Source organism: Promicromonospora sp. NPDC060271, from assembly GCF_042726755.1.
Classification (GTDB): Bacteria; Actinomycetota; Actinomycetes; order Actinomycetales; family Cellulomonadaceae; genus Promicromonospora.
Genome location: NZ_JBHXBG010000021.1, coordinates 19663 through 45773, shown reverse-complemented (window position 1 = coordinate 45773; position 26111 = coordinate 19663). Strand labels below are relative to the sequence as shown.

The 26111-nt window shown below is 72.5% G+C and carries 26 protein-coding genes and 1 pseudogene; 24 read left to right on the top strand and 3 right to left on the bottom strand.

The features are described 5' to 3' along the window. The coding region (locus ACFWE2_RS05765; protein ID WP_377223256.1) for a type II 3-dehydroquinate dehydratase at positions 1-106 on the top strand (106 nt) is incomplete at its 5' end. A gap of 20 nt (positions 107-126) precedes the next feature. On the opposite strand, the gene ACFWE2_RS05760 is transcribed toward ACFWE2_RS05765, so the two are convergent. Then, positions 127-585, bottom strand: a complete 459-nt coding sequence (locus ACFWE2_RS05760) for a Pycsar system effector family protein (protein ID WP_377223251.1) — start codon at positions 583-585, stop codon at positions 127-129. 295 nt (positions 586-880) lie between these two features. On the opposite strand from ACFWE2_RS05760, the gene ACFWE2_RS05755 reads away from it, so the two are divergent. From ACFWE2_RS05755 to ACFWE2_RS05660, 20 genes and pseudogenes are all read left to right on the top strand, one after another. Further along, positions 881-1597 carry a hypothetical protein gene (locus ACFWE2_RS05755; protein WP_377223250.1) on the top strand — a complete coding sequence of 239 codons (717 nt, stop codon included), beginning with the start codon at positions 881-883 and terminating at the stop codon, positions 1595-1597. Further along, positions 1594-2121 carry a hypothetical protein gene (locus tag ACFWE2_RS05750; protein WP_377223249.1) on the top strand — a complete coding sequence of 176 codons (528 nt, stop codon included), beginning with the start codon at positions 1594-1596 and terminating at the stop codon, positions 2119-2121. The genes ACFWE2_RS05755 and ACFWE2_RS05750 overlap by 4 nt, the downstream gene beginning before the upstream one ends. Before the next feature lie 143 nt (positions 2122-2264). Further along, positions 2265-2828: an elongation factor P gene (efp, locus tag ACFWE2_RS05745; RefSeq protein ID WP_377223248.1), complete on the top strand. Its 564-nt coding sequence runs from the start codon at positions 2265-2267 to the stop codon at positions 2826-2828. Between the two features lie 91 nt (positions 2829-2919). Then, the gene (gene nusB / locus ACFWE2_RS05740; protein ID WP_377223247.1) at positions 2920-3336 is read left to right on the top strand and encodes a transcription antitermination factor NusB; all 417 of its coding nucleotides are present in this window, start codon (positions 2920-2922) and stop codon (positions 3334-3336) included. 37 nt (positions 3337-3373) lie between these two features. Beyond that, a pseudogene (locus tag ACFWE2_RS05735) lies at positions 3374-3928 on the top strand (MFS transporter); the annotation flags it as partial. 106 nt (positions 3929-4034) lie between these two features. Further along, positions 4035-4613: an MFS transporter gene (locus ACFWE2_RS05730; protein WP_377223246.1), complete on the top strand. Its 579-nt coding sequence runs from the start codon at positions 4035-4037 to the stop codon at positions 4611-4613. Between the two features lie 168 nt (positions 4614-4781). Beyond that, positions 4782-5441: a bifunctional pyr operon transcriptional regulator/uracil phosphoribosyltransferase PyrR gene (gene pyrR, locus ACFWE2_RS05725; protein ID WP_377223245.1), complete on the top strand. Its 660-nt coding sequence runs from the start codon at positions 4782-4784 to the stop codon at positions 5439-5441. Further along, positions 5438-6469, top strand: coding sequence for an aspartate carbamoyltransferase catalytic subunit (locus tag ACFWE2_RS05720; RefSeq protein ID WP_377223244.1), 1032 nt, complete (start codon positions 5438-5440; stop codon positions 6467-6469). The genes pyrR and ACFWE2_RS05720 overlap by 4 nt, the downstream gene beginning before the upstream one ends. Next, complete coding sequence (locus ACFWE2_RS05715; RefSeq protein ID WP_377223243.1) at positions 6466-7809, top strand: dihydroorotase; 1344 nt, start codon at positions 6466-6468, stop codon at positions 7807-7809. The genes ACFWE2_RS05720 and ACFWE2_RS05715 overlap by 4 nt, the downstream gene beginning before the upstream one ends. Then, entirely contained in the window at positions 7806-8426 is a 621-nt protein-coding gene (locus ACFWE2_RS05710) for a hypothetical protein (RefSeq protein WP_377223242.1), read from the top strand. Before ACFWE2_RS05715 ends, ACFWE2_RS05710 begins: the two co-directional genes overlap by 4 nt. A gap of 8 nt (positions 8427-8434) precedes the next feature. Beyond that, positions 8435-9721 (top strand): glutamine-hydrolyzing carbamoyl-phosphate synthase small subunit, encoded by a 1287-nt coding sequence (gene carA / locus ACFWE2_RS05705; protein ID WP_377223255.1) that lies wholly within the window; start codon positions 8435-8437, stop codon positions 9719-9721. Next, positions 9721-13113, top strand: coding sequence for a carbamoyl-phosphate synthase large subunit (gene carB, locus ACFWE2_RS05700; RefSeq protein WP_377223241.1), 3393 nt, complete (start codon positions 9721-9723; stop codon positions 13111-13113). The genes carA and carB overlap by 1 nt, the downstream gene beginning before the upstream one ends. A gap of 38 nt (positions 13114-13151) precedes the next feature. Continuing rightward, complete coding sequence (gene pyrF, locus ACFWE2_RS05695; protein ID WP_377223254.1) at positions 13152-14021, top strand: orotidine-5'-phosphate decarboxylase; 870 nt, start codon at positions 13152-13154, stop codon at positions 14019-14021. Positions 14022-14288: 267 nt separating this feature from the next. Next, entirely contained in the window at positions 14289-14600 is a 312-nt protein-coding gene (gene mihF, locus ACFWE2_RS05690; protein ID WP_116675126.1) for an integration host factor, actinobacterial type, read from the top strand. A 1-nt stretch (position 14601) separates the two neighbouring features. Beyond that, complete coding sequence (gene gmk, locus ACFWE2_RS05685; RefSeq protein ID WP_377223253.1) at positions 14602-15201, top strand: guanylate kinase; 600 nt, start codon at positions 14602-14604, stop codon at positions 15199-15201. 118 nt (positions 15202-15319) lie between these two features. After that, positions 15320-15655, top strand: coding sequence for a DNA-directed RNA polymerase subunit omega (gene rpoZ, locus ACFWE2_RS05680; protein ID WP_377223240.1), 336 nt, complete (start codon positions 15320-15322; stop codon positions 15653-15655). A 61-nt stretch (positions 15656-15716) separates the two neighbouring features. Continuing rightward, positions 15717-16970, top strand: a complete 1254-nt coding sequence (coaBC, locus tag ACFWE2_RS05675) for a bifunctional phosphopantothenoylcysteine decarboxylase/phosphopantothenate--cysteine ligase CoaBC (RefSeq protein ID WP_377223239.1) — start codon at positions 15717-15719, stop codon at positions 16968-16970. Positions 16971-17061: 91 nt separating this feature from the next. Next, positions 17062-18252, top strand: coding sequence for a methionine adenosyltransferase (metK, locus tag ACFWE2_RS05670; RefSeq protein ID WP_377223238.1), 1191 nt, complete (start codon positions 17062-17064; stop codon positions 18250-18252). Positions 18253-18363: 111 nt separating this feature from the next. Further along, on the top strand, positions 18364-20679 hold the full coding sequence (locus ACFWE2_RS05665; protein WP_377223237.1) for a primosomal protein N': 2316 nt from the start codon (positions 18364-18366) through the stop codon (positions 20677-20679). Beyond that, the gene (locus tag ACFWE2_RS05660; protein ID WP_377223236.1) at positions 20676-21341 is read left to right on the top strand and encodes an HAD family hydrolase; all 666 of its coding nucleotides are present in this window, start codon (positions 20676-20678) and stop codon (positions 21339-21341) included. Before ACFWE2_RS05665 ends, ACFWE2_RS05660 begins: the two co-directional genes overlap by 4 nt. A 46-nt stretch (positions 21342-21387) precedes the next feature. Here ACFWE2_RS05660 and ACFWE2_RS05655 read toward each other — a convergent pair whose 3' ends face one another. Beyond that, a complete protein-coding gene (locus tag ACFWE2_RS05655) occupies positions 21388-22137 on the bottom strand; it encodes a hypothetical protein (protein WP_377223235.1) in 750 nt (249 codons plus the stop codon). A 134-nt stretch (positions 22138-22271) separates the two neighbouring features. Here ACFWE2_RS05655 and fmt point away from each other — a divergent pair, with 134 nt between their 5' ends. Together fmt and ACFWE2_RS05645 are read left to right on the top strand one after the other, a co-directional pair. Further along, positions 22272-23219 carry a methionyl-tRNA formyltransferase gene (gene fmt / locus ACFWE2_RS05650; RefSeq protein ID WP_377223234.1) on the top strand — a complete coding sequence of 316 codons (948 nt, stop codon included), beginning with the start codon at positions 22272-22274 and terminating at the stop codon, positions 23217-23219. Positions 23220-23271: 52 nt separating this feature from the next. Then, positions 23272-24828, top strand: a complete 1557-nt coding sequence (locus ACFWE2_RS05645) for an RsmB/NOP family class I SAM-dependent RNA methyltransferase (protein WP_377223233.1) — start codon at positions 23272-23274, stop codon at positions 24826-24828. A 36-nt stretch (positions 24829-24864) separates the two neighbouring features. Here the strand turns inward: ACFWE2_RS05645 and ACFWE2_RS05640 are convergent, their stop codons facing one another. Beyond that, positions 24865-25293, bottom strand: coding sequence for a DUF1761 domain-containing protein (locus ACFWE2_RS05640; protein WP_377223232.1), 429 nt, complete (start codon positions 25291-25293; stop codon positions 24865-24867). 94 nt (positions 25294-25387) lie between these two features. Between ACFWE2_RS05640 and rpe the strand changes: the two genes are divergently transcribed. Then, the gene (gene rpe / locus ACFWE2_RS05635) at positions 25388-26050 is read left to right on the top strand and encodes a ribulose-phosphate 3-epimerase (RefSeq protein WP_377223231.1); all 663 of its coding nucleotides are present in this window, start codon (positions 25388-25390) and stop codon (positions 26048-26050) included. Positions 26051-26111 lie beyond the last annotated feature (61 nt).

Below are 26111 nucleotides of genomic sequence, written 5' to 3'. Positions count from 1 at the left end.
GCACTACTCGGTGGTCGCCGGGATCGCGACGGGCACCATCGCGGGGTTCGGGTTCGACTCGTACCGGCTGGCGCTGGCGGCCATGGCATCGAAGCTGAAGGCGTAGCAGGAGGTCGGGCTCTCGCCCTACCCGCTGACCGTGCTGGCGAGTACGAGGATTGCTCCTGCCACCGCGAACCCCATGGCCAGGCGGATCCGGCGGAACTTTCGAGCGACGACATGGGACACGCGCCACAGTTGATGTCTCGTGCGCGCGGCGTGGTCGATGCGTTGCGCGGTAAGCGCCTCGTTCAACGCCGCGAGAGTGGTGAACCTTGCGGCGTGACCCCAGTAGTGCACACCGTCGTTCACATCGGTCGACGTGTACCGAGGCCAGACGGCGGAGCCGGCGAAGTAGACGGCGAGGGCGCCGGCGGCGAGGCCGCACCACCACATGGCTTGACTCCAGGGTGTGAGCTCGTCAGGGCGCCAATCGCCGGCGACCAGGCCGGACAGCGAGGCGCCGAACCCTAGGCCGAGCACCGCGAGGATCACGGAGGCCTTCTGGTCGGCCGAGATCACCTCGTCGCGTGCCTCCTGCAACATCACCTGCTCGACTTCCGCCTGCTCTGTGACGTGCGGTCGTTCGCGCGCCGTGGACGCGCGCTTCCGGGCGCGCTGCCGTAGCCGGTGGGACGGATGCACCAAGGCCCCCCGATCCAGGTTTCAGGCTTGATGGGTTCGAATCCAGGTACTGTTGCGTATCTGCAACGGTACAGGTGAGAGACTAGGAAACAGCCAGACTCGGCGTCGAGACACGTCGAACAAGGCCCAAGCATTGATCGCAGATAATCAAGCCTCCGACCTTGATTGGGATTTATTCAGTGTGTGTGGTTGATCCGTGATTGTCCTGACTGTCGACCAGCGAGGTTCGACACGCGCGGGGGACAACGTTCCAGATCTGCTTCTACGTCTGGAGAGCTGGACGCGCGGTCGTGCCGGGCTCAACCTGGCGTTCGAACGAACTGTTGGCGATGAGGTCCAAGGGGTCCTTGACGGCACGGCCGACGGAGCCGAGCTCGCGGTCGATCTCACGCTGGACCTTCTGCGGGATCAGGGGTGGAGCGTCGGCATCGGAGTCGGATCCGTCGAGCTGCCCCTGCCAAAGGTGTCTCGTGATGCGCGGGGTCCGGCGTTCTACCGAGCTCGCGACGCCGTGGAGCGCGCCAAGTCGCGGGCGAAAGGCGTTTCGGTCGCTGTGGAAGGGCCGGGCGGCGCTGGCGGTTCGAGTCGCGCACGAGAGATCGAATCACTCCTGCGACTGCTCGGCGCGATTCGTGCACGCCGGACACCGCAGGGGTGGGAAGCCGCCGACACTCTCGCGTCGCTCGCCGACCGGCCCGGAAGGCAGAAGATCGCCGCGCAGGCGCTCGGGATCAGCGAGCAGGCGGTGAGCCAACGGGTCCGTGCCGCCCTGTGGCAGGAAGAAGAGGGCGTGCGTCCCGTCGTGGTCCGGCTGCTCGCCGAGCTCGCCGAGCAAGGCGGTGCGACGAGCAGCGCGCCGGACGGTGCCACGGAAGACGACGTACACGACGAGCGAGGGGACCTGGAGCCGTGACCTGGGAGACGCTGGACGACATCGACGGGTGGCGCTGGGTCGCGATGACAGCGATCTGGCTGGTCACCCTCTTGCTGAGCGTCGTGGTGGGCTCATGGGTGGTGCCATGGGTGCTCCGTCAGGCAAGCGGGGGAGACCTGCCCTGGGCGCGCTATCAGCCGCCGGTCCGTCCGCAGGCGCTGGAGCCGGACGAGGGGGAACCCGGGAGCGCGCCCAAAAGCGAGCCGTCGGGCGACGGCAGCGAGCCGCCGACAGGCACCATGGACCCTGCGGCCGTGGACATCCTGCGCGGCGGCGCGTGGCTGGGTCTCCTGGAACGCCTGGCGATCACCGGCGCCCTGCTCGCCGGCTACCCGTACGGCATAGCGGTGGTGGTGGCGATCAAGGGCCTGGGGCGCTACGCGGAGCTGCGTGACCAGCCGGTCGCGTCGGAGCGGTTCGTCGTGGGTACGCTCGCCTCGCTCATCTGGTCGGTCGCCATGGGTCTGCTGGGCCTTGTCGTCATCAACACGCTGGTGGTCTGACCGGTCGGCCAGATCCGAGCCTTCCGTTAGACTTGACCGCTGCTGCTTGACACCTGCTTGATCACCCAGCTCGATCACCCCAGCCGCCGGCCCCATGTCGGTGTGCCCTGGGTGCAACCCTTCACCGACACAGGAAGACGAACGTGGCTACCTCCAACGACATCAAGAACGGCACCGTGCTCCGGATCGACGGCAACCTCTGGACGGTCATCGAGTTCCAGCATGTCAAGCCGGGCAAGGGTGGAGCGTTCGTCCGGACGAAGATGAAGAACGTGCTGTCCGGCAAGGTCGTCGACAAGACGTTCAACGCCGGCATCAAGGTCGAGACGGCCAACGTCGACCGTCGTGACTTCCAGTACCTGTACATGGACGGCGACGACTTCGTCTTCATGGACAACGACACGTACGACCAGGTGACCGTGCCCGCGGCGACGGTCGGCGACGCCAAGGACTACATGCTCGAGGGCATGAGCGTCATGCTCGCCTCGAACGACGGTACGCCGCTGTACATTGAGCTGCCGGCGTCGGTGGTCCTCGAGATCACCTACACCGAGCCTGGCCTGCAGGGCGACCGGTCCACCGGTGGCACCAAGCCGGCGACGCTCGAGACCGGCGCCGAGATCCAGGTCCCGCTGTTCCTCGAGCAGGGCGTCAAGGTGAAGGTCGACACGCGCACCGGCGACTACCTCGGTCGCGTCACGGAGTGACGTGCTGCTGACGGGCAACCGGCGCACACCAGCCCGCCAGCGGGTTTCGTAGCAGAGCTCCAGTAGCGAACTTCAGTAGCAGAAAGAGACCATGGGCGCACGCACCAAGGCGCGCAAGCGCGCCGCCGACATCCTCTTCGAGGCGGAGCAGCGGGGCATCGACCCGCTCAAGCTCCTCGCTGACCGCGTGGCGGTGCCGCACACCGAGGCGGCCGTGCCGCAGTACACGGTCGAGATCGTCGAGGGTGTGGTCGAGCACCGCGACCGCATCGACGAGGTGCTCGAGACGTACTCGCAGGGCTGGACGCTCCAGCGCATGCCGGCCGTCGACCGTGCACTGCTGCGGATCGGTTCCTGGGAGATCCTGTTCAACGACGAGGTGCCCGACGCCGTCGCGGTCGACGAGGCGGTCGACCTCGTCGGCGACCTGTCGACGGACGACTCGCCGGCCTTCGTCAACGGTCTCCTCGGCCGGGTCAAGGACCTGAAGCCGACTCTGCTGGCGTGAGCGCCCACGCGAGGACGGGCACAGGTCCGCAGGACGCGTGAGCACCGGTCCCGGCGCTGAACGGTTCGACGAGCGACGTCTGCTCGTCGCCCTGTTCGGCGCCGGGACCGCTGCGTTCGCGCAGCTCTACGCGCCGCAGTCCGTCCTGCCCGACGCCGCCCGCGAGCTCGCGACGTCCGCCTCCGCGACGGCGCTGCTCGTCTCCGCCGGCACGCTCGGCCTGGCCGTCGGCGTCCTGCCGTGGGCCTGGGTGGCCGACCGTGTCGGGCGCGTGCGGGCGATGACCTTGGCGATGCTCGGCGCGACGGCGGTCGGCCTCGCGGTCCCGTTCGCGCCGACGTTCAACCTGATGGTCGCCGGGCGAGCGCTGGAAGGGCTGCTCGTCGCCGGGGTGCCCGCGGTGGCGATGGCGTACCTGACCGAGATGCTCGTCGACGCGGGAGCGGCCTCCGCCGTGCCCCGCGCCGCGGGGACGTACGTGGCGGGCACCTCGATGGGCGGGCTCCTGGGCCGGCTCGTGGCAGGTGGTGTCGCCGAGCTCTTCGGCTGGCGTGCGGGCGTGGCCGCCGTCGCGGTCGCCTGCCTCGTCGCGGCGGCCGTGTTCGTCTGGCTGGCGCCGCGCGACCGGAGGGTCACGAAGGGCGACGGCGAGCCGGCGGCGCCGCCGGACGACGGCCAGGCGCCACCAGAAGCACCAGGTGCCGAACGGCGGCCGCCCGGGCCGGCTCAAGGTGCTGCTCAGCCCGCGCCTCCTCGTGCTCGACGCGCAGGGCCTCCTGCTCATGGGCGGCTTCGTGGCCGTCTACAACTACCTCGGCTTCCGCCTGGCCGACGAGCCGTTCGGGCTGTCGCCCGGCGTGGTGAGCCTCGTGTTCCTCGCGTACCTGGCCGGCACGTGGTCGTCGGCGCGGACGGGCCGCCTGGTGGTGCGGCACGGGCGGCGCCGGGTGCTGCTCGCCTCGACCGGTCTGATGGCGGCCGGCGTCGCGGCCACGCTGTCGGGCCGGCTGCCGCTCGTCCTGGCTGGCCTGGTCGTGCTGACGGCGGGGTTCTTCGGCGCGCACGCGGTGGCCAGCGGGTGGACGCCGGTCGCGGCGCCGCAGGCCCGCACCCAGGCCGCGGCGGTCTACAACCTGGCGTACTACGCGGGGTCCAGCGTGTTCGGGTGGCTGGGCGGGGTCGGGTTCGCGCTGGCCGGCTGGCCGGGGACGGTGGGGATGGTGCTGGTCCTGGTGGCCGCCGCCGCGAGCCTGGCGGCCGCCGTGCTGCGGGAGTGACGGAACGGGAACGAGGTCGCCCTGCGGATGTGAGCAACGCCGCTCCGGCGGTCATGGGCGGCGGCTTCCTGCGCGTGGGCGGCGGGTTAGGGTGGTGGCTGTCAGACTCCCTTTAATCCCGTCCCGTGAGGCGGAGAAGGAGGTCGCCAGATGAAACCTGGCAGCCGCATGCCCGAATCCAGCACGACCCCCGGCAGCGCCGAGCCCGGCCCCGCCTCCGGCCCTGCTCCGAGCTCAGTTCCCGGCACCGCCGCACGGACGGTGCTCGGTGAGGCCGACATCGCCAGGGCCCTGACTCGCATCGCCCACGAGATCGTGGAGCGGAACAAGGGCGCCGCCGACCTCCTCCTGCTCGGCATCCCGACCCGCGGCGTGCAGCTCGCGCACCGGCTGGCCGAGCGCCTGGCGCAGATCGAGCCCTCGTTCAACGGCGAGTACGGCACGCTCGACGTCACCATGTACCGCGACGACCTGCGCCGCCAGCCCACGCGCGCCGTCGGGCAGACGGTCCTGCCGGGCAGCCTCGACGGCACCATCGACGACAAGGTGGTCGTCCTGGTCGACGACGTCCTGTTCTCGGGCCGCACCATCCGCGCGGCGCTCGACGCCCTGAACGACCTGGGCCGTCCCCGCGTGGTGCAGCTCGCCGCCCTGGTCGACCGCGGCCACCGCGAGCTCCCGATCCGCGCCGACTACGTGGGCAAGAACCTGCCCACGTCGCGCAGCGAGCGGGTACGGGTCCGGCTGTCCGACGTCGACGGGGGAGCCGACTTCGTGGTGATCAGCGGCGCCGAGCCCACGAACACCAGCGAAGGGGGTGCGCGGTGAAGCACCTGCTGACCACCCAGGGCCTGTCCAAGGACGACGCGATCCTGCTGCTGGACACCTCCGCGCAGATGGCCGCCACGCAGTCCCGCGAGAACAAGAAGCTGCCGACGCTGCGCGGGCGCACCGTCGTGAACCTGTTCTACGAGGACTCCACACGCACCCGGATCTCGTTCGAGACGGCGGCCAAGCGGCTGTCCGCCGACGTCATCAACTTCTCCGCCAAGGGATCGAGCGTGTCCAAGGGCGAGTCCCTGAAGGACACGGCACTGACCCTGCACGCCATGGGTGCCGATGCCGTGGTGGTGCGCCACTCGGCGTCGGGCGCGGCGCACCAGCTCGCCCATGCCGGCTGGCTCGACGCCGGTGTGCTCAACGCGGGCGACGGCATGCACCAGCACCCGACGCAGGCGCTGCTGGACGCGTTCACGATCCGCCGGCACCTGGTGGGCAATGTCGGGACGGGCGGCCCCGGGGGCAGGCAGAGCACCGATACCTCGGTGGGCGCGGACCTGGCCGGCCTGCGCATCGCGATCGTCGGCGACGTGCTGCACTCCCGCGTGGCCCGCTCGAACGTGTACCTGCTGCACACCCTCGGCGCCGAGGTGACGCTGGTCGCGCCGCCGACGCTGGTCCCGGTCGGCGTGGAGACGTGGCCGTGCCGCGTGTCGTACCACCTGGACGAGACGCTCGAGCAGTGGCAGCCCGATGCGGTCATGATGCTGCGGGTGCAGCGCGAGCGGATGTCGGGCGGCTCGGGTTCGTTCTTCCCGAGCCCCATGGAGTACAGCCGCAAGTTCGGGTTCGACGCCCGGCGGCTCGCCGTCCTGCCGGACCACGCCATCGTGATGCACCCCGGGCCGATGAACCGCGGCCTGGAGATTTCCGCGGCCGCCGCCGACCACCCGCGCTCCGTGATCGTGGAGCAGGTGGCCAACGGCGTCGCCGTCCGGATGGCTGCCCTGTACCTGCTGCTGTCCGGCGACACGGGCACCGAGAAGACCAGCACCGACGAGAGGAACACTCTGTGAGCGCCCCTTCAACCACGACCTACGTGCTGCGCGGGGTGCTTCCCTACGGCGCGGAGGCGGTCGACGTCGTCCTGGCGGACGGAGTGGTCGCCGCGATCGGGGCCCCCGGCACGGTAGTGGTGCCCGAGGGCGCCCGCGAGGTCCGCGCGGAGGGGCACGTGCTCCTGCCCGGCCTGGTCGACCTGCACACCCACCTGCGCGAGCCGGGCCGCGAGGACGCCGAGACGGTGTTCTCCGGCACCCGGGCCGCCGCCGCGGGCGGCTTCACGGCGGTGCACGCCATGGCCAACACGACGCCGACGCAGGACACCGCGGGCGTCGTCGAGCAGGTCTACCGGCTCGGCCAGGAGGCCGGCTGGGTGGACGTGCACCCCGTCGGCGCCGTCACCGTTGGTCTGGGCGGCGAGAAGCTCGCCGAGCTCGGCGCCATGGCGGACTCCGCCGCCCGCGTCCGGGTGTTCTCGGACGACGGCAAGTGCGTGCACGACCCGGTCCTGATGCGCCGCGCGCTGGAGTACGTCAAGGCGTTCGACGGCGTCGTGGCCCAGCACGCGCAGGAGCCACGGCTGACCGAGGGCGCGCAGATGAACGAGGGCGTCGTCTCGGCCCAGATCGGCCTGACGGGCTGGCCCGCCGTCGCCGAGGAGTCGATCATCGCGCGCGACGTGCTGCTCGCCGAGCACGTGGGCTCCCGCCTGCACGTGTGCCACCTGTCGACGGCCGGGTCCGTTGAGATCATCCGCTGGGCCAAGGGCCGGGGCATCGACGTCACCGCCGAGGTGACGCCGCACCACCTGGTGCTGACCGACGAGCTGGCCCGCGACTACGACCCGGTGTTCAAGGTCAACCCGCCGCTGCGTACCGCGAAGGACGTCGAGGCGGTCCGCGAGGGCCTGGCCGACGGCACGATCGACATCGTCGCGACGGACCACGCCCCGCACCCGGTCGAGGACAAGGACTGCGAGTGGGCCTCGGCCGCGTTCGGCATGACGGGCCTGGAGACGGCACTGTCCGTCGTCCAGCAGACCATGGTCGACACAGGCCGCATGACCTGGGCCGACGTCGCGCGCGTGCTGTCGGAGAACCCTGCCCGGATCGGCCGGATCGAGCACAGCCAGGGTCGCCCGGTCGCCGTCGGCGAGCCCGCCAACCTGACGCTCGTCGACCCGTCCGCGGTCCGGGCGATCGACGGCCGCACCCAGGTCACCGCCAGCGACAACACGCCGTTCGCGGGCATGGAGCTGCCGGGCCGCGTGGTCGCCACGTTCCTGCGCGGCCGTGCGACGGTGCTCGACGGCGCGGTCGTCGAGAGCACGCCCCTCGAAGGAGCCACCCGATGAAGATCCTGGCCGTCGCCCTGCTGGTCCTCCTGGCGATCTTCCTGGTGCTGTACGTGACGCTCATCGGCCGACGCCGGCTCGCGCAGCGCACCACGGACCTAGTGCCGCGGCCGCCCGCGGTTCCCGGCACTGACCCCTCGGGCGTGGCCGAGACGGGCTCCGTACGGTTCGGCCCGCTGGAGGCGGTCTACGTCTCCACGACGCTGCACGGCGACTGGCTCGCCCGCGTCGGCGCGCACGGGCTCGGCGACCGGTCCAGCTCGCTCGTCTCCGTGCACGACGGCGGTGTCCTGATCGAGCGCGAGGGCGCCGACGACCTCTGGGTGCCCGTGCACGCCCTCCGCGGCACGAGCCTCGCCCCTGGCATGGCCGGCAAGTATGTCGGCGCCGACGGGCTCGTCGTCCTGACCTGGGCGGTCCCGGAGGCCGACGGCGTCGCCGCCGCCCTTGTCGACACCGGCCTGCGCACCCGGCGCGCCGAGGACCGCGGTGCGCTCGTCGACGCCGTCCGGCACCTGCTCGCCACCCAGCAGCAGCCCGCCCAGCAGGACCCTCAGCAGTACCCGCACCAGCAAGACCCGCACCAGCAAGACCCGCACCAGCAGGAGGCCCGGTGACCATCCCGATGACACCCGCAGCACAGACCGCCGCGGAGTCCGCAGCGCTCGTCCTCGAGGACGGCACGACCTACCGCGGCCGCGCGTACGGTGCCACGGGCACCACGTTCGGCGAGATCGTCTTCTCCACCGGCATGACCGGCTACCAGGAGACGCTGACGGACCCGTCCTACCACCGGCAGATCGTCGTCATGACCGCGCCGCACATCGGCAACACCGGCGTGAACGACGAGGACCCCGAGTCCGGCCAGATCTGGGTCTCCGGCTACGTGGTCCGCGACCCCGCGCGGCGCGTGTCGAGCTGGCGCGCGCAGCACTCGCTCGGCGAGGAGCTCGCCGAGCAGGGCATCGTCGGCATCTCCGACGTCGACACTCGCGCCCTGACCCGCCGGCTGCGCGAGGAGGGCGTGATGCGCGCGGGCATCTTCTCGGGCGAGGACCTCGTCCGAGACGGCTACCCGCGCTCCGTCGAGGAGCTCGTGGCCCAGGTGCAGGCCTCCCCGCAGATGGCGGGCGCCGACCTGGCCCGCGAGGTCTCCACGAACGAGGCCTACACGGTGGAGCCCCGGGGGAATTTCGAGGGCAAGACCCCCGTCGCCACGGTGGTCGCCGTCGACCTCGGCATCAAGACCATGACGCCGGTCCGCCTCGCCGAGCGCGGCGTTCGCGTCGTCGTCGTGCCGCAGTCCTCCACCGTCGCCGACATCGAGGCCGTGTTCGCCGACCTGCCCGACGCCGCCCCGCGCGGCGTCTTCTTCTCCAACGGCCCCGGCGACCCGGGCGCCGCCGGCCACGAGGTCGAGCTGCTCCGCGAGGTCCTGGACCGCCGGATCCCGTTCTTCGGCATCTGCTTCGGCAACCAGCTCCTCGGCCGCGCGCTCGGCTACGGCACCTACAAGCTGGACTACGGGCACCGCGGCATCAACCAGCCGGTGCTCGACCGCACGACCGCCAAGGTGGAGGTCACCGCGCACAACCACGGCTTCGCGGTCGACGCCCCGCTCGACGAGCAGGGCTCGACGGCCCCGCACGACGGCGGCCGCTACGGCCGCGTCGTCGTCTCCCACGTGGGGCTCAACGACCAGGTCGTCGAGGGTCTGACCTGCCTCGACCTGCCCGCCTTCTCGGTGCAGTACCACCCGGAGGCGGCCGCGGGCCCGCACGACGCCGCCTACCTGTTCGACCGGTTCGTCGGCCTGCTGACGAACCCGGCGGCCTGGCCGCCCGCTCTCAAGACCGCTCCCGCCGCCGCACAGCTCAACACCGCCCCGATCAACACCGAGGAGAACCACTGATGCCTCGCCGTAACGACATCTCCTCGGTCCTGGTGATCGGGTCCGGCCCGATCGTCATCGGCCAGGCCTGCGAGTTCGACTACTCCGGGACCCAGGCCTGCCGGGTCCTGAAGGAGGAGGGCCTGCGGGTCATCCTGGTGAACTCCAACCCGGCCACGATCATGACCGACCCGGAGTTCGCGGACGCGACCTACGTGGAGCCCATCACCACCGAGGTGCTGACCAGCATCATCGCCAAGGAGCGCCCCGACGCCCTGCTGCCAACCCTGGGCGGCCAGACGGCGCTCAACGCCGCCATCGCCCTGGACGAGGCCGGCGTGCTGGAGAAGTACGGCGTCGAGCTGATCGGTGCGAACATCCCCGCCATCCAGAAGGGTGAGGACCGGCAGCAGTTCAAGGACGTCGTCGAGAAGTGCGGCGGCGAGTCGGCCCGCTCCGAGATCGTGCACTCCATCGACGAGGCCCTGAAGGCCGCCGAGGTGCTCGGCTACCCGATGGTCGTGCGCCCGTCGTTCACCATGGGCGGCCTCGGCTCCGGCCTGGCCTACGACGAGGCGGACCTGCACCGCATCGTCGGCCAGGGTCTGCACTACTCGCCCACCACGGAGGTGCTCCTCGAGGAGTCCATCCTGGGGTGGAAGGAGTACGAGCTGGAGCTCATGCGCGACCGCAACGACAACGTCGTGGTCGTCTGCTCCATCGAGAACGTCGACCCCGTCGGCGTGCACACCGGCGACTCCGTCACCGTCGCGCCGGCGCTGACGCTGACGGACCGCGAGTACCAGAAGCTGCGCGACATCGGCATCGCCGTCATCCGCGAGGTCGGCGTCGACACGGGCGGCTGCAACATCCAGTTCGCGATCGACCCCGCCAACGGACGGATCATCGTGATCGAGATGAACCCGCGCGTCTCGCGCTCCTCGGCGCTGGCCTCCAAGGCGACCGGCTTCCCGATCGCGAAGATCGCGGCCAAGCTCGCCGTCGGCTACACGCTGGACGAGATCCCGAACGACATCACCAAGGTGACCCCCGCGAGCTTCGAGCCCACGCTCGACTACGTGGTCGTCAAGGTCCCGCGGTTCGCGTTCGAGAAGTTCCCCGCCGCGGACGACACGCTGACCACCACCATGAAGTCGGTCGGCGAGGCCATGGCGCTCGGCCGGAACTTCACCGAGGCGCTCGGCAAGGCCCTGCGGTCCATCGACAAGGGCGGCGTCCAGTTCCACTGGGACGGCGACGCCCCGTCGGGCGAGGAGCTGGCGACGCTGCTGAAGGAGATCGAGCGGCCCACCGAGGGGCGGATGGTCGCCGTCCAGCAGGCGCTGCGGGCGGTCGCGACCGGCGAGACGACGCTCGAGCAGGTCTTCGACGCCACCAAGATCGACCCCTGGTTCCTGGACCAGATCCAGCTCGTCAACGAGGTGGCCGCCGAGGTCGCGGCGTCGCCGACGCTGACGGAGGACGTGCTCCGGCACGCCAAGCGGCACGGGCTGTCCGACGCCCAGGTCGCGCGGCTGCGCGGCATGGGCTCCTCCGGCGAGGTGACGGTCCGCGAGATCCGGCACGCGCTCGGCGTCCGCCCGGTCTACAAGACCGTCGACACCTGCGCCGCCGAGTTCGCGGCCAAGACCCCGTATCACTACTCGAGCTACGACTCCGAGACCGAGGTGGCACCCCGTGAGCGCGAGGCGGTGATCATCCTCGGCTCCGGCCCCAACCGCATCGGACAGGGCATCGAGTTCGACTACTCGTGCGTGCACGCCACCCTGGCGCTCAAGGAGCGGTACGAGACCGTCATGGTCAACTGCAACCCCGAGACCGTCTCGACGGACTACGACACGTCCGACCGCCTGTACTTCGAGCCGCTGACCTTCGAGGACGTCCTGGAGGTCTACCAGGCCGAGCTCGCGGCGGGACCGGTCAAGGGCATCATCGTGCAGCTCGGCGGGCAGACGCCGCTGAGCCTCGCGCGGCGCCTGGCCGAGGCCGGCCTGCCGATCCTCGGCACCAGCCCCGAGGCGATCGACGCCGCGGAGGACCGTGGCATCTTCGGGCAGGTCCTGCTCGACGCCGGTCTGCCGGCCCCGGCCTTCGGTACCGCTCGCTCGCTCCCGCAGGCCCGCGAGATCGCCGACCGCATCGGCTATCCGGTGCTCGTGCGCCCCTCCTACGTGCTGGGCGGCCGCGGCATGGAGATCGTCTACAGCGAGGACCAGCTCACGGGCTACGTGGAGCGCGCGCTGGAGGCAGCGGCGGCGACGCACGCCGACTCCGGCGCGCACGGCACCCTGGCCGCCCCGCTGCTCATCGACCGCTTCCTCGACGACGCGATGGAGATCGACGTCGACGCGCTGTTCGACGGCGAGGAGATGTTCCTCGGCGGCGTCATGGAGCACATCGAGGAGGCGGGCATCCACTCGGGCGACTCGGCCTGCGTGCTGCCGCCCGTGTCGCTGAGCGAGACCGAGATCGCGCGCATCCGCCGCTCCACCGAGGCCATCGCCCGGGGCGTCGGGGTGCGGGGCCTGCTCAACGTCCAGTACGCGCTCGTGAGCGACGTCCTGTACGTCCTGGAGGCCAACCCGCGCGCGTCGCGGACCGTGCCGTTCGTCTCCAAGGCGACGGGCACGCCGCTGGCGAAGGCGGCGGCCCGGGTCATGGTCGGCGACTCGATCGCCGACCTGCGGGCCGAGGGCCTGCTCCCGGAGCACGACGGCGCCACGCTCGACCTGGGCGCGCCGCTCGCGGTCAAGGAGGCGGTGCTGCCGTTCAAGCGGTTCCGCACCCGCGAGGGCCTGGTCGTCGACTCGGTGCTCGGCCCCGAGATGCGCTCGACGGGCGAGGTCATGGGCTTCGACAAGGACTTCCCGCACGCGTTCGCCAAGTCGCAGGCCGCGGCGTTCGGCGGCCTGCCGACGTCGGGCACGGTGTTCGTCTCCGTCGCCGACAGCGACAAGCGGCACGTCGTCTTCCCCGTGAAGCGGCTCGTGGAGCTCGGCTTCAAGGTCCTGGCGACCGAGGGCACCGCAACGGTGCTGCGCCGCAACGGCATCGAGGCGACGGTGGTGCGCAAGCACACCGAGGGCCGCGGGCCGGACGGCGAGCTCACCGTCGTTGGGCTCATCACCGAGGGGCAGATCGACCTCGTGGTGAACTCGCCGTCGGGCCAGGGCGCCCGCGCGGACGGCTACGAGATCCGCGCGGCCACGACGGCGGCGGACAAGCCGATAGCGACCACCGTGGACCAGCTCGCGGCCGCGGTGCAGGGCATCGAGGCGGTGCTCGCGGGCCCGTTCGAGGTGGCGAGCCTCCAGGAGCACCAGGCCGCGACGGTGGCCCGCCTCGCGGCGGCCAAGCTGGTGGGCGCGGTTCCGGCGGGAGCCGGCGCGTGAGCGGCGTCGTGCCTTTCGGCGCCCGGCTCGCCGCCGCGATGGACGAGCACGGTCCGCTGTGCGTCGGCATCGACCCGCACGCGTCGCTCCTCGCGGCGTGGGGCCTGCGGGACGACGTCGACGGGCTGCGCGAGTTCTCGCTGCGGGTCGTGGACGCGCTCGGGGGCAGGGTCGCGGCGTTCAAGCCGCAGGCGGCGTTCTTCGAACGGCACGGCTCGCGTGGCCTGGCAGTGCTGGAGGAGGTCGTCGCGGCGGCTCGCACCGCAGGTCCCGGGGGCGCAGGCACGCTGACGATCGTCGACGCCAAGCGGGGCGACATCGGCTCGACGATGGGCGCCTACGCGGAGGCGTTCCTCGCGGACGGCTCGCCGCTGGCGGGGGACGCCCTCACGGTGTCGCCGTACCTCGGGTTCGGCTCGCTGCAGCCCGCCGTCGACCTGGCCGCTGCCACCGGTCGCGGGCTGTTCGTGCTGTGCCTCACCTCCAACAAGGAGGGCTTCGAGGTGCAGCACGCGCGCACCGGGAGCTCGGGGCAGCCGGGACCGGATGGCGTCCCGGACGGTGCCCCCGGGGGCACGGTGGCCGCCCTCATGGCCGCGCGTGCCGCGGTGCTCAACGCGGGGGCGGAGCCCATGGGTTCCGTCGGTCTCGTGGTGGGCGCGACGATCGGTGACGCCGTGGCCGCCACGGGAACCGACCTGGTCGCCGTCAACGGACCGCTCCTGGCTCCCGGTGTGGGCGCGCAGGGGGCTGGGGAGCGGGAGCTCGCCACGACGTTCGGGGACGCCCGGCGGAACGTGCTGGCGTCGTCGTCCAGGGGTGTGCTCGCGGCGGGACCGGACCCGGACGCACTGGTGAGAGCCGCACGAACGGCCGCGCAGGAGGCGGAGACCGCACTGCGGAGCTGAAACTCGTCCGCAGGACAAAGCGCCCTCGATCGCTATGGAACGAGGGCGCTTTGTCATGAAATGCACCAGATGCGTAAAAGCCCATGTGCATGAGTTTTCACGAAGTGGCGTTCTGCGATTGCCGACCGGTGGGGCGGTGGCTACTTTCGATGCAGCAGTTCACACCAGACCGGTCGCGGACCAGGTCACGGACTTGGGCATCCGGCCCGAGCGAGGACCGGACGTCCTAGCCCAGGAGGCCGGTCGAGACACGAGTAGGTGACTTGCGTGGCACTACCTCCCCTCACCCCCGAGCAGCGTGCGGCAGCACTCGAGAAGGCCGCCGAGGCGCGTCGCGCTCGGGCAGTGATCAAGAACAAGCTCAAGTACTCGCAGGGCTCCCTGAAGGAGGTCATCGAGCAGGGCCAGAAGGACGACGTCGTCGGGAAGCTCAAGGTCGTCTCGTTGCTCGAGTCACTGCCCGGGGTCGGTAAGGTTAAGGCCAGGGCGATCATGGAAGAGATCGGGATCGCCGAGACCCGCCGCGTCCGAGGCCTCGGACCGCACCAGTCGGCGGCGCTCATCGAGAGGTTTGGCTGAGATCAGTACGACACAACCCGCACGGCTGACCGTGCTCGCTGGCCCCACCGCGGTGGGCAAGGGCACGGTCTCCGCCGATGTGCGGGACCGCTATCCGCAGGTCTGGCTCTCCGTGTCGGCGACCACCAGGTCGCCGCGCCCGGGCGAGGTGGACGGAGTGCACTACCTGTTCGTGTCACCGGAGGAGTTCGACCGGATGGTCGCCGCCGGCGAGATGCTCGAGTGGGCAGTGGTGCACGGTCACAACCGGTACGGGACGCCACGGCGGCCGGTCGAGCAGAAGCTTGCCGCCGGGGTGCCCGTCCTCCTGGAGATCGACCTCCAGGGGGCGCGCCAGGTGCGCGACGCCGTCACGGCCTCGGGCCTCGAGGCCCGGTTCGTCTTCCTCGCCCCGCCGAGCTTCGACGAGCTGGTCCGCCGGCTCGTCGGGCGCGGTACCGAGGACCTGGAGGAGCGCGAGCGCCGGCTCGCCACCGCGCGGGTCGAGCTCGCCGCGGAGGAGGAGTTCGACGTCACGATCGTGAACGACGACGTCCACCGTGCGACGGACGCGCTCGTCTCCGTGATGGGTGTGGGTTCCACCACACCTGTCGCCGGCTAGCAGGCCCGCGCAGGCGAGAGCGGACCGGAGCCGGTCTGCTCTGCCGCGTCCGAGCGATCGAGCAGGTAGACTCGTGCCTCGGACTTTCCCCCGTACCTCAGACTTCTGGAGCTTCACCATGGCCGGAACCGTCGCCGCCCCCGAGGGCATCACCGACCCGCCGATCGACGAGCTGCTCGAGCGCATCGACTCGAAGTACGGCCTCGTGCTGTACGCCTCAATGCGCGCGCGTCAGATCAACGCCTACTACTCGCAGCTCAACGAGGGCCTGCTGGAGAACGTGGGTCCGCTCGTCGAGACCCGCAACCAGGAGAAGCCGCTCTCCATCGCGATGCGCGAGATCACCCAGGGTCTCCTCACGATCGAGGAGGTCGACCCGGCGGAGGTCCAGGCGCAGGCCGACGCCGCCGCGGCCGCCAAGGCCGAGCAGGCGCTGCCCGAGTTCCCGGCCTGACCTGCCTGGTTGTCGAGGCGCACGGTTCTTGAGCTGCACGGTTCTTGAGAGGTAACCACCGATGAGGATCCTCCTCGGCGTGAGCGGGGGGATCGCCGCGTACAAGGCGGTCCTCCTGCTGCGCCTGCTGCGCGAGCAGGGGCACGCCGTGCGGGTGATCCCCACCCGGGCCGCCCTCGAGTTCGTGGGCGCGCCGACCTTCGAGGCGCTGTCGGGCGAGCCCGTCAGCACGGAGGTGTTCGACGACGTGCCCGGCGTGCAGCATGTGGCGCTGGGCAAGGGCGCCGATCTCGTGATCGTCGCCCCGGCGACCGCCGACTTCATGGCGCGTGCGGTTGCCGGCTTCGCCGACGACCTGCTGACCACCACGCTGCTGGCGGCCCGCTGCCCGGTCGTGTTCGCACCCGCCATGCACACCGAGATGTGGGACCACCCCGCGACCCGGTCGAACGTGGCGACGCTGCGCGAGCGCGGCGTGCACGTGATCGAGCCGGCGTCGGGCCGGCTCACCGGCACGGACACGGGCCCCGGCCGTCTGCCGGAGCCGGAGGACATCGCTCGCGAGGCCCTGGCGCTGGTCGAGCCGGTCGAGACGCAGGACCTGGCCGGCCGCCGCGTGGTCATCTCGGCGGGCGGCACGCGCGAGCCGATCGACCCCGTCCGGTTCATCGGCAACCGGTCCAGCGGCCGGCAGGGTGTCGCGCTCGCGCAGGCGGCTGCCGCGCGCGGCGCTGACGTCACGCTGGTCGCGGCCAACCTCGCCCAGGACGTGACCGCCGAGGTCGAGTCCGGGCAGGGCGGGACCCAGCAGAGCGCGGCGGGCCGGATCGCCTGCTCCGTCGTGCGGGTCGAGTCGACCGCCGAGCTGCGCTCCGCCGTGCGGGCCGCCGGTGCCGCCGCCGACGTCGTGGTGATGGCCGCCGCCGTCGCCGACTTCCGGCCCGCCGTCACGCCGGACGCCAAGATCAAGAAGGTGCCGGGCCAGGGGCCCGCGCCGATCGAGCTCCTCGAGAACCCGGACATCCTGGCCGAGCTCGCGCACGAGCGCCTGCGTCCAGGCCAGGTGGTGGTGGGTTTCGCCGCCGAGACCGGCGACGCGTCCGGCAGCGTGCTCGACCACGGCCGCACCAAGGCGCGGCGCAAGGGCGCCGACCTGATAGCGGTCAACGCCGTCGGCTCGGGCCGAGGGTTCGGCACCGACAGCAACGAGGTCACGCTGCTGGACGGCACCGGCGAGGTGGTCGGTGCGGCGTCGGGCACGAAGCGTGAGGTGGCGGACGCCGTCTGGGACGCCGTCGTCAAGCTGCTGCCCTGAGCCGCTGCCGTGCTGATGGAGCCTCAGTCGTGATCCCCGTCTCACCTTTCAGGATCGACTGTTCGCTGTGCGAGACAGTAGGCTGGGGCTCATGAGCGAGCTGCGTCTGTTCACGTCCGAGTCCGTGACCGAGGGTCACCCGGACAAGGTGTGCGATCAGATCAGTGATGCGATCCTCGACGCGCTCCTGGAGCAGGACCCGACCTCGCGCGTCGCGGTGGAGACCATGGTCACCACCGGCCTGGTGCACGTCGCCGGGGAGGTCACGACCGAGGCCTACGTCGAGATCCCGCAGATCGTGCGGGACGTGGTGCGCGGGATCGGCTACACGTCCTCCACCATCGGGTTCGACGCCGACTCGTGCGGCGTCTCCGTGTCGATCGGCCAGCAGTCGCCCGACATCGCGCAGGGCGTCGACAAGGCCCTGGAGATGCGGGACGACACGAGCGACCTCGACCCCCTGGACGCCCAGGGCGCGGGGGACCAGGGGCTCATGTTCGGCTACGCGTCCGACGAGACGCCGTCCCTGATGCCGGTGGCCGGCTGGCTGGCGCACCGCCTCTCGGAGCGGCTGGCCGCGGTACGCAAGTCCGGCGAGGTGCTCGGCCTGCGCCCGGACGGCAAGACGCAGGTCACCGTCGGGTACGACGGCGACAGCCCCGTGGCGATCGACACGGTGGTGCTCTCCACGCAGCACGACGCCGACGTCCTGCAGGAGAAGCTGCACGTCGAGGTCGCCGAGCACGTGATAGCTCCCGTGCTGGAGTCCGCGGGCCTCGAGTGGTCGGGCGCCAAGAAGTTCGTGAACCCGACCGGCAAGTTCGTCATCGGTGGTCCGCAGGGCGACGCCGGGCTGACGGGCCGCAAGATCATCGTGGACACGTACGGCGGCATGGCGCGGCACGGTGGCGGCGCGTTCTCGGGCAAGGACCCCTCCAAGGTGGACCGGTCCGCCGCGTACGCCATGCGCTGGGTCGCCAAGAACGTGGTCGCGGCAGGGCTGGCGCGGCGCTGCGAGGCGCAGGTCGCCTACGCGATCGGCAAGGCGCACCCCGTCGGCCTCTACGTCGAGACGTTCGGCACGGAGACCGTGCCCGTCGAGCGGATCACCGCCGCCATCCGCGAGGTGTTCGACCTGCGCCCGGCCGCCATCGTGCGCGACCTCGACCTGCTGCGGCCCATCTACCGCGCGACGTCGACGTACGGGCACTTCGGGCGTGACCTGCCCGACTTCACGTGGGAGCGCACGAACCGCGTCGAGGACCTGCTGAGCCTGTTCTGAGCCGCTTCATGGGCCCGCCGTGGGCGCGTCCTGCCGGCGGTCCGCACCGGCGGCGGCCGGCCACCAGCGGGCCCGGCCCCGGATGTCGGTGGCGCGTGGTGGGATAGGCACGTGAACGGGGACACGGAGCAGGACACGCTGCCGGACGGAGCGCTGCTCGGGCTGGACGAGGTGGGTGCCGCGCCCGCCGGGGGCCGTGGCCGGACCGGGTCCAGGAACCCGCTCGACAACGCCGAGACCAACGGCGTGCCGATCGCTCGGACGCTCCCGGTGGCGCACGTCGTGCTCGATCTGCAGCCGGCGCACCTCGACCAGGCGTACGACTACCTCGTCCCGGTCACCATGGCCGACGACGCCCAGCCCGGTGTCCGCGTCAAGGCCCGGTTCGGGCGGCAGGACGTCGCGGGGTACGTGGTGGCCCGCCAGGAGACCTCGGACCACGACGGCCGCCTCGTGCCGCTGCGCAAGGTGGTGTCCGGCGAGCAGGTGCTGACGCCGCAGGTGCTCGACCTGTGCCGGGCCGTCGCGAACCGGTACGCGGGGACGCTGGCCGACGTGCTGCGCCTCGCCGTGCCGCCCCGGCACGCGCGCGTCGAGAAGGAACCGGTGCCGCCCCCCGCGCCGGCCGAGCCCGTCGAGACCGCTGAACCCGCGAGAACCCCGCCGTCGTCCACCGCGTGGGCGCCGTACCGCGGAGGGCAGGCGTACCTGCGCCGGATCATGGCGGGCGAGGCACCGCGTGCGGTGTGGTCGGCCCTGCCGGGAGTCGGCGTCGACACGGACGGCCGTACCGAGACCCGTACCGAGACCCGTACCGAGACCCGTACCGAGACCCGTACCGAGACCCGAACCGGCAGCACGGGCGCGAGCACGCCGCACTGGGCGGCCGCGGTCGCGCAGGCCGTCCTGGCGTGCGTCGCGGGCGGTCGCGGGGCGCTGGTGGTCGTACCCGACGCCAGGGACGCGGCGCGCGTGACCGCGGCGCTGGAGGTCGCCGGCCTCGCGGCGGACGACGTCGTGCGGCTCCTCGCGGACGACGGACCGGCCCCCCGCTACCGGGCGTTCCTGCGCGCTCTGCGGGGCGACGCGCGCGTGGTGGTCGGTACCCGGGCCGCGATGTTCGCCCCGGTCGTGAACCTCGGGCTGGTCGTCCTGTGGGGTGACGGCGAGGAGACCCTCGCCGAGCCGCACGCTCCGTACCCGCACGCCCGCGACGTGCTGGCGCTGCGTGCGGAGCGGGAGAGCACGGCGTTCCTGCTGGGCTCACCAGGGCGCACGGTGCAGGCGCAGGCGCTCCTGGCGTCGGGCTGGGCCCGTGAGCTGGCGGCGCCGCGGGACGTCGTCCGGGCCCGTGCGCCGCGGGTCCGGGCCCTGACCTCGGTGGAGCTGGCGCGGGACGGCGCCGCCGCGGCGGCCAGGCTGCCGTCCGTCGCCTGGAAGGCCGCCCGCGACGCGCTGGAGCGCGGCCCCGTGCTGGTGCAGGTGCCACGGTCGGGCTACCTGCCGGTCGTGGCGTGCGCACGCTGCCGCGTGGCCGCCCGGTGCGGCCACTGCCACGGCCCGCTGGGTCTCCCGCACGCGGACGGCGCCCCGCAGTGCTCGTGGTGCGGCCGGCTGGCGGGCGGATGGCACTGCGAGGAGTGCGGCTGGACCGGCCTGCGGTCGGTGCGTGTCGGTTCCGCGCGCACGGCGGAAGAGCTCGGGCGCGCGTTCACCGGCGTGCCCGTGCGGCTGTCCTCGGCCACGGCCGCGGGCGGGGTGCTCGACGCCGTCCCCGGCACGCCGGCGCTCGTCGTCGCGACGCCCGGCGCGGAGCCGGTCGCCGAGTCCGGCTACGCGACGGCCCTCCTCCTCGACGCGGCGGTCATGACGGGCGGCACCGGGCTGGCCTCGGGCACGGAGGCCCTGCACCGCTGGCTGGCCGCCGCGTCCCTGGTCCGGCCGGGGCCGGAGGGACAGGTGCTCCTCGTCGGCGACGGCGCCCCCGGCCCCACGCAGGGACTGGTGCGCTGGGACCCTGCCGGCTTCGCGGAGCGCGAGCTCGACGAGCGGGCCGAGCTGCACCTGCCGCCTGCCGTGCGCGTCGCGGCGGTGACCGGGGACCGGACGGCCGTCGAGGCCGTCGTCGCGCGGGTCGGGCTGCGGGAGGACCCAGGGGCGGGCTCTGGCGTGCTGGGGCCGGTCGAGCTCGACCCGGACGCCGCCGGGCGCGGGCCGGGCGGCCGGGGCACGGGGGCGCCGTCGTCCGGCCGGGGCGGGGCGGCCGGTGTGCAGGCGCTGGACCTGCCCGTGCGGACCGTGCTGCGCGTACCGCTCGCCCAGGGCGACGAGCTCGCCCGTAGGCTCAAGGCGAGCCTTGCCGTCCGCTCCGCGCGCCGCGAGGGTGGGACGGTCCGTGTCCAGCTCGACCCGAAGGAGATGCTGTGAGCTCTGCCGATCCTGTCATCGCACCCGGGGACCAGTCGGTGGTCCCGCCCGAGACCGTCATCGACACGGTCGTGTACGACTTCGGGAACGTGCTGGTCGGCTGGAACCCGTTCGGCCCGTACCCGGGGCGCCCCCGGGCCGAGATCGAGGCCTTCTTCGAGGCGGTGGACTTCACTACGATCAACCACGCCGCCGACGCGGGGACACCGTTCTCCGTGCTGCTCGAGCGCGTGGAGCGTACCCGCCCGGATCTGGCCCCGGACCTGCGTCGTTACATCGAGAACTACGAGCTGTCGCTCACCGGACCGATAGCGGGCTCGGCGGAGCTGGTCACCGAGCTGAAGGGCCTGGGGCTGCGGCTGTACGGGCTGACGAACTGGCAGGCCGAGACGTTCCACAGCGCCGAGCCCGCCGCGCCGGCGATCGGCCTCATGGAGGACGTCATCGTGTCCGGCCGCGAGGGCATGGCCAAGCCGGACCGGCGCATCTTCGAGCTGGTCGTGGAGCGGTTCGGCGTCGACCCGGCCCGCGCCGTGTTCATCGACGACAAGGACGTGAACGTGGACGCCGCGCGCGGCGTCGGGTTCCACGGTGTCGTGTTCACGACCACGGAGGCCCTGCGCAAGGACCTGCGCGCGCTGGGGCTCCCGGTGGCGGAGTAGCCTCGCGGGGTCGGCGTCGGCGGGCGCGGGCTCAGCGGGTTCCGGCTCAGCCGGCGGCGAGATCGACGGTACGTTCCTCGGTCGCCGCCGTCCGGAGATCCTCCAGCGTGGCCGCGTCGGCCTCGGGGTGGGCGTCAGCGGGGTTGTTCGCCGCGATCGCGTCCGCGACGGGCCAGGTGACGGTGCCGTCGTCGTGCACGTCGCCCAGGAAGGCACCGCCGAAGACGTTGATCCACTCCGGCGGCGGCCACGGCTCGGGACCCACGTGGTTCAGGAACAGCACCACGTCACCCAGCGCGACGAGCTCGTCGGCCACGCGACCGACGTCCGCGCAGGCGGTGACGCTCACGTGCACCGTGACGGTGCCACCCTCCAGCATCGAGAGATCACCCAGGGCATCGACCACCTCGCCGACCTCGAAGGTCAGGTCGATCACCCTGACGCTGGGGTACTCCCGCTCGCCCTCCTCCCAGGCGGTGAACCGGCCCACGGCGGCCAGCTCCGAGGCGTGCGCGTCCCCGGAGGCGTCCGTGTACGTGACCGACGGCAGGGCGGAGGTCACCGTCTCCGGGTACCAGGCGTAGTCGGCGGTCGGCGCGGACAGGGCGAGCACCTCGGCATAGCCGGCGTCGCCCGCACGGGCGCGTGCGCCGTTGCCGCAGCCGGCGGCGCTGCCTGGGCCGGTGGCGCACCCGGCGAGCAGGCCGACGGCGAGCACACCAGCTGCGAGGCCACCAGCAAGCCACCGGCCGGCGGGCAGACCGGCCACCTGGGAGACGAGCACGGTTCGACGCATCAGGGTCCTCCGAGCGGTGGGAGCCGTTACCCCGTCTCTGTGCCGTCGGCCACGGCACTTGCAGGCGTGCGGGAGCAGGATGCGGGCGCAGGGTGCGGGAGCACGGTGGCGGGCGCCGAACCTACACTGACCCGGTGCGTCTTCTCTTCGCAGGAACCCCCGAACCCGCCGTCGCCTCGCTGGAGGCTCTGCTCGGCTCGCGCCACGACGTCGTCGCCGTCCTGACCCGCGCCGACGCGCCGTCGGGCCGCGGCCGCAAGCTCACGCCGAGCCCAGTGCGGGCCCGCGCCGAGGAAGCCGGGATCCCCGTCATCACGGACGTCCCGCGCGGCGACGAGTTCATCGAGCGGCTGCGAGCCCTGGAGGTCGACGCCGCCCCCGTCGTCGCCTACGGGCACATCCTGCGCCCGGCGGTCCTGGCGGTGCCCCGCCTCGGCTGGATCAACCTGCACTTCTCGGTGCTGCCCGCCTGGCGCGGCGCCGCTCCGGTCCAGCGCGCGGTGATAGCGGGCGACGAGGTCACGGGCGCGACGACGTTCCTGCTGGACGAGGGCATGGACACCGGCCCGGTGCTCGGCACGGCCACCGAGACCATCCGCCCCACCGACACGTCGGGCGACCTGCTCGGCCGCCTCGCGACCTCCGGCGCGCAACTGCTCGTCGCCACCCTCGACGCGCTGGAGGACGGCGCCCTCCAACCCCAGCCGCAGCCCGCCGACGGGGTGTCCGTCGCCCCCAAGCTCACCACCGACGACGCCCGCGTGACCTGGACCGACCCCGCGCTCGCGATCGACCGCCTGGTGCGCGGCTGCACGCCCGCGCCCGGCGCGTGGACGGTGCTGCCGGACGGCACCCGCCTGGGCCTCGGACCGGTCGCTCCGCGCCCGGAGGTCACCGACCTGCGCCCGGGCGAGGTACGCGCGCTGAAGCGCGAGGTGCTGGTCGGCACGGCCACGCATGCCGTCGCGCTCGGTGAGGTGCGGCCCGTCGGGAAGAAGGCCATGGCCGCGCCCGACTGGGCGCGCGGCGCCGGACGCCCGCTCGTGGAGGCGGGCCTCGTGCTGGGCGGCGCGGCTGTGTGAGACGACAGCCGGCTGAGACGGCCGAGCAGCCGCGCCAACGTAGGATCGGGTAGTGCCGAACACCTCTTCTCACCCGCCCCAGGACGATCCGCGCCGCGACGACCCGCGCCGGAACTCTCGAGGCCGGGAACGCAGCGCGGCGCGGTTCCGGACCGGCGACCGCCCCCGCACGTCGCAGGCGCCGTCGGAGCGTCGCAAGCGCACCGACCCGGCCCGGACGGTCGCGTTCGACGTGCTGCGCGAGGTGGACGAGTCCGACGCGTACGCCAACCTCGTGCTGCCCCCGCTGCTGCGCGAGCGGCACATCCGCGGGCGGGACGCGGGCTTCGCGACCGAGCTCACCTACGGCACGCTGCGCCTGCGCGGCCGGTACGACGCCATCCTGGCGACCCTGGTGGACCGCCCGCTGCCCGGGCTCGACCCGGCGCTGCTCGACGTCCTGCGGCTCGGCGCGCACCAGGTCCTCGGCATGCGAGTGCCCGTGCACGCCGCCGTCTCCGAGACCGTGGGGCTCGCGCGCAACCGCGTGGGCGCAGGACCCGCGCAGATGGTCAACGCCGTGCTGCGCCGCGTCGCGGAGCGTCCGCTCGACGAGTGGCTCGCGGTACTCACGAAGGAGGCGCCCGACACCCTGGCCGGCCTCGCGGCGACCGAGTCGCACCCGGTGTGGATCGCCCGGGCCCTGCGCGAGGCACTGGCCGGCAACGGTCGCGACGCCGACGAGATCGGTGCGCTGCTGGCCGCCGACAACGTGCCGCCGCGCGTCACCCTGGTGGCGCGGCCGGGCCTCGTCGACGTCTCGGACGAGGCCGCCTGGGGCGACGCCGACCTGGTGGGCGGGCGCTGGGCATCGACCGCACTGCGCCTTGAGGGCTCGGACCCCGCGGGGATCCCGGCGATCCGGGACGGGCTCGCCGGCGTGCAGGACGAGGGCTCACAGCTCGTGACCCTCGCCCTCGCGGACGCGCCCCTGTCGGAAGGCGAGGCGGGCCGGGACGAACGCTGGCTCGACCTGTGCGCAGGCCCGGGCGGCAAGGCGGCCCTGCTGGCGGCGCTCGCGGCCCAGCGTGGCGCGACGCTGGTCGCCAACGAGGTGGCGCCGCACCGCGCCCGCCTCGTCGCGAACGCCCTCGCGGCCATGCCCGACGGCGCGGTCGAGGAGGTGCGCACCGGCGACGGGCGCGACATGGGCGCCGACGAGCCCGGCGCCTACGACCGGGTGCTCGTCGACGCGCCCTGCACCGGGCTGGGCGCGCTGCGCCGTCGGCCCGAGAGCCGGTGGCGGCGGACGCCCGCGGACCTCGCCGCGCTGACCGGGCTGCAGCGCGAGCTGCTGGCCTCGGCGCTGGACGCCGTCCGGCCCGGGGGAGTGGTGGCGTACGTGACGTGCTCGCCGCACCTGGCCGAGACGCAGCTCGTGGTCGCAGACGTGCTGAAGAAGCGGGACGACGTCGAGCGGCTCGACGCGGCCGCCGCCGTGCGGTCGGTGGTCAGCGCCGGCGGCGGCACCGAGGAGATTCCCCTGTCGGACCGCGACGACGTCCAGCTCTGGCCGCACGTGCACGGGACGGACGCGATGCACCTGACGCTGCTGCGCCGGACGGCCTGAGCCGCCCGGCCCGGGCAGCGTGGGGCGAGCCGCCCGTCAGACGCCCGCCGGCGGCCACACCCCGATGATCACTGCCATGACCAGGATCGTCACGAGCTCGTGGGCCAGGTTCAGGGTGGTGAGCGCCGGGGGACGGCCCTCGAACGCGTCGTGCGTGATCATGCGCGCGGCGGTGAACCCGATCCAGAGCAGGACGGCGGTCACGACGGACGCCGTCAGGAATGCGCCCTGGTAGAACTCCCACGAGATGTAGACGGCGCCGGCCAGCACCCACGCCGTCAGGAAGCTGACGATGACGGTGACGACGATGGGCCAGATGCCCGCCGCCTCGGCGGCCTTGGGGTCCACCTTCGCCAGCCGCATCCAGCGGGTGCCGAACACCTTCGGCGTGTACCAGAGCGAGCCCACGACAAGCGTGGACAGGGTGGCCACGATCACTGCCCAGTAGTTCACTTCGGGGATCATCGTTGCTCCCGGTCGGTCGAGGCTGCGCGGTACGGGACGGTTCGGTGGTGCCGGCGTTTCGGTGGTGCTGAGAATCGCGCTCTACGCTGGCATCATGGCAGCACTCATCGCCCCGAGCATCCTGTCCGCCGACTTCGCGAACCTGGAGCGCGACCTCGGCCGGATCGCCGACGCCGACTACGCGCACGTCGACGTCATGGACAACCACTTCGTGCCGAACCTGACGCTGGGGCTGCCGATCTTCGAGCGGCTCGCGAAGGTGTCGCCCATCCCGCTCGACGCGCACCTCATGATCGAGAACCCCGACCGGTGGGCGCCCGCGTTCGCGGAGGCAGGGGCGGCGTCGGTCACCTTCCACGCGGAGGCGGCGCAGGCGCCCGTGCGTCTGGCGCGGGAGCTGCGGAGGCTCGGGTCGCGCGCGGGCGTCGCCCTGCGTCCGGCGACGCCGGTGGAGCCGTACCTCGACCTGCTCGCCGAGATCGACATGATCCTCGTGATGACCGTCGAGCCCGGGTTCGGCGGGCAGTCCTTCATCGAGGGCACCCTGCCGAAGATCCGCCGCGCGCGGGAGGCCGTGAGCGAGTCCGGCCTGGACGTGTGGATCCAGGTCGACGGGGGAGTGTCGCGGGAGACGATCGAGCGGGCGGCCGAGGCCGGGGCGAACGTGTTCGTGGCGGGTTCGGCGGTGTACGGGGCCGAGGACATCCCGGCCGAGATCGCGACGCTGCGCGAGCTGGCGGCCAACCACACGCACTGAGCTGCCCCGGCGTGGAGCGGACCGCTCTACGCAGCGATTGTGCCCACAATTCACCGGAGTT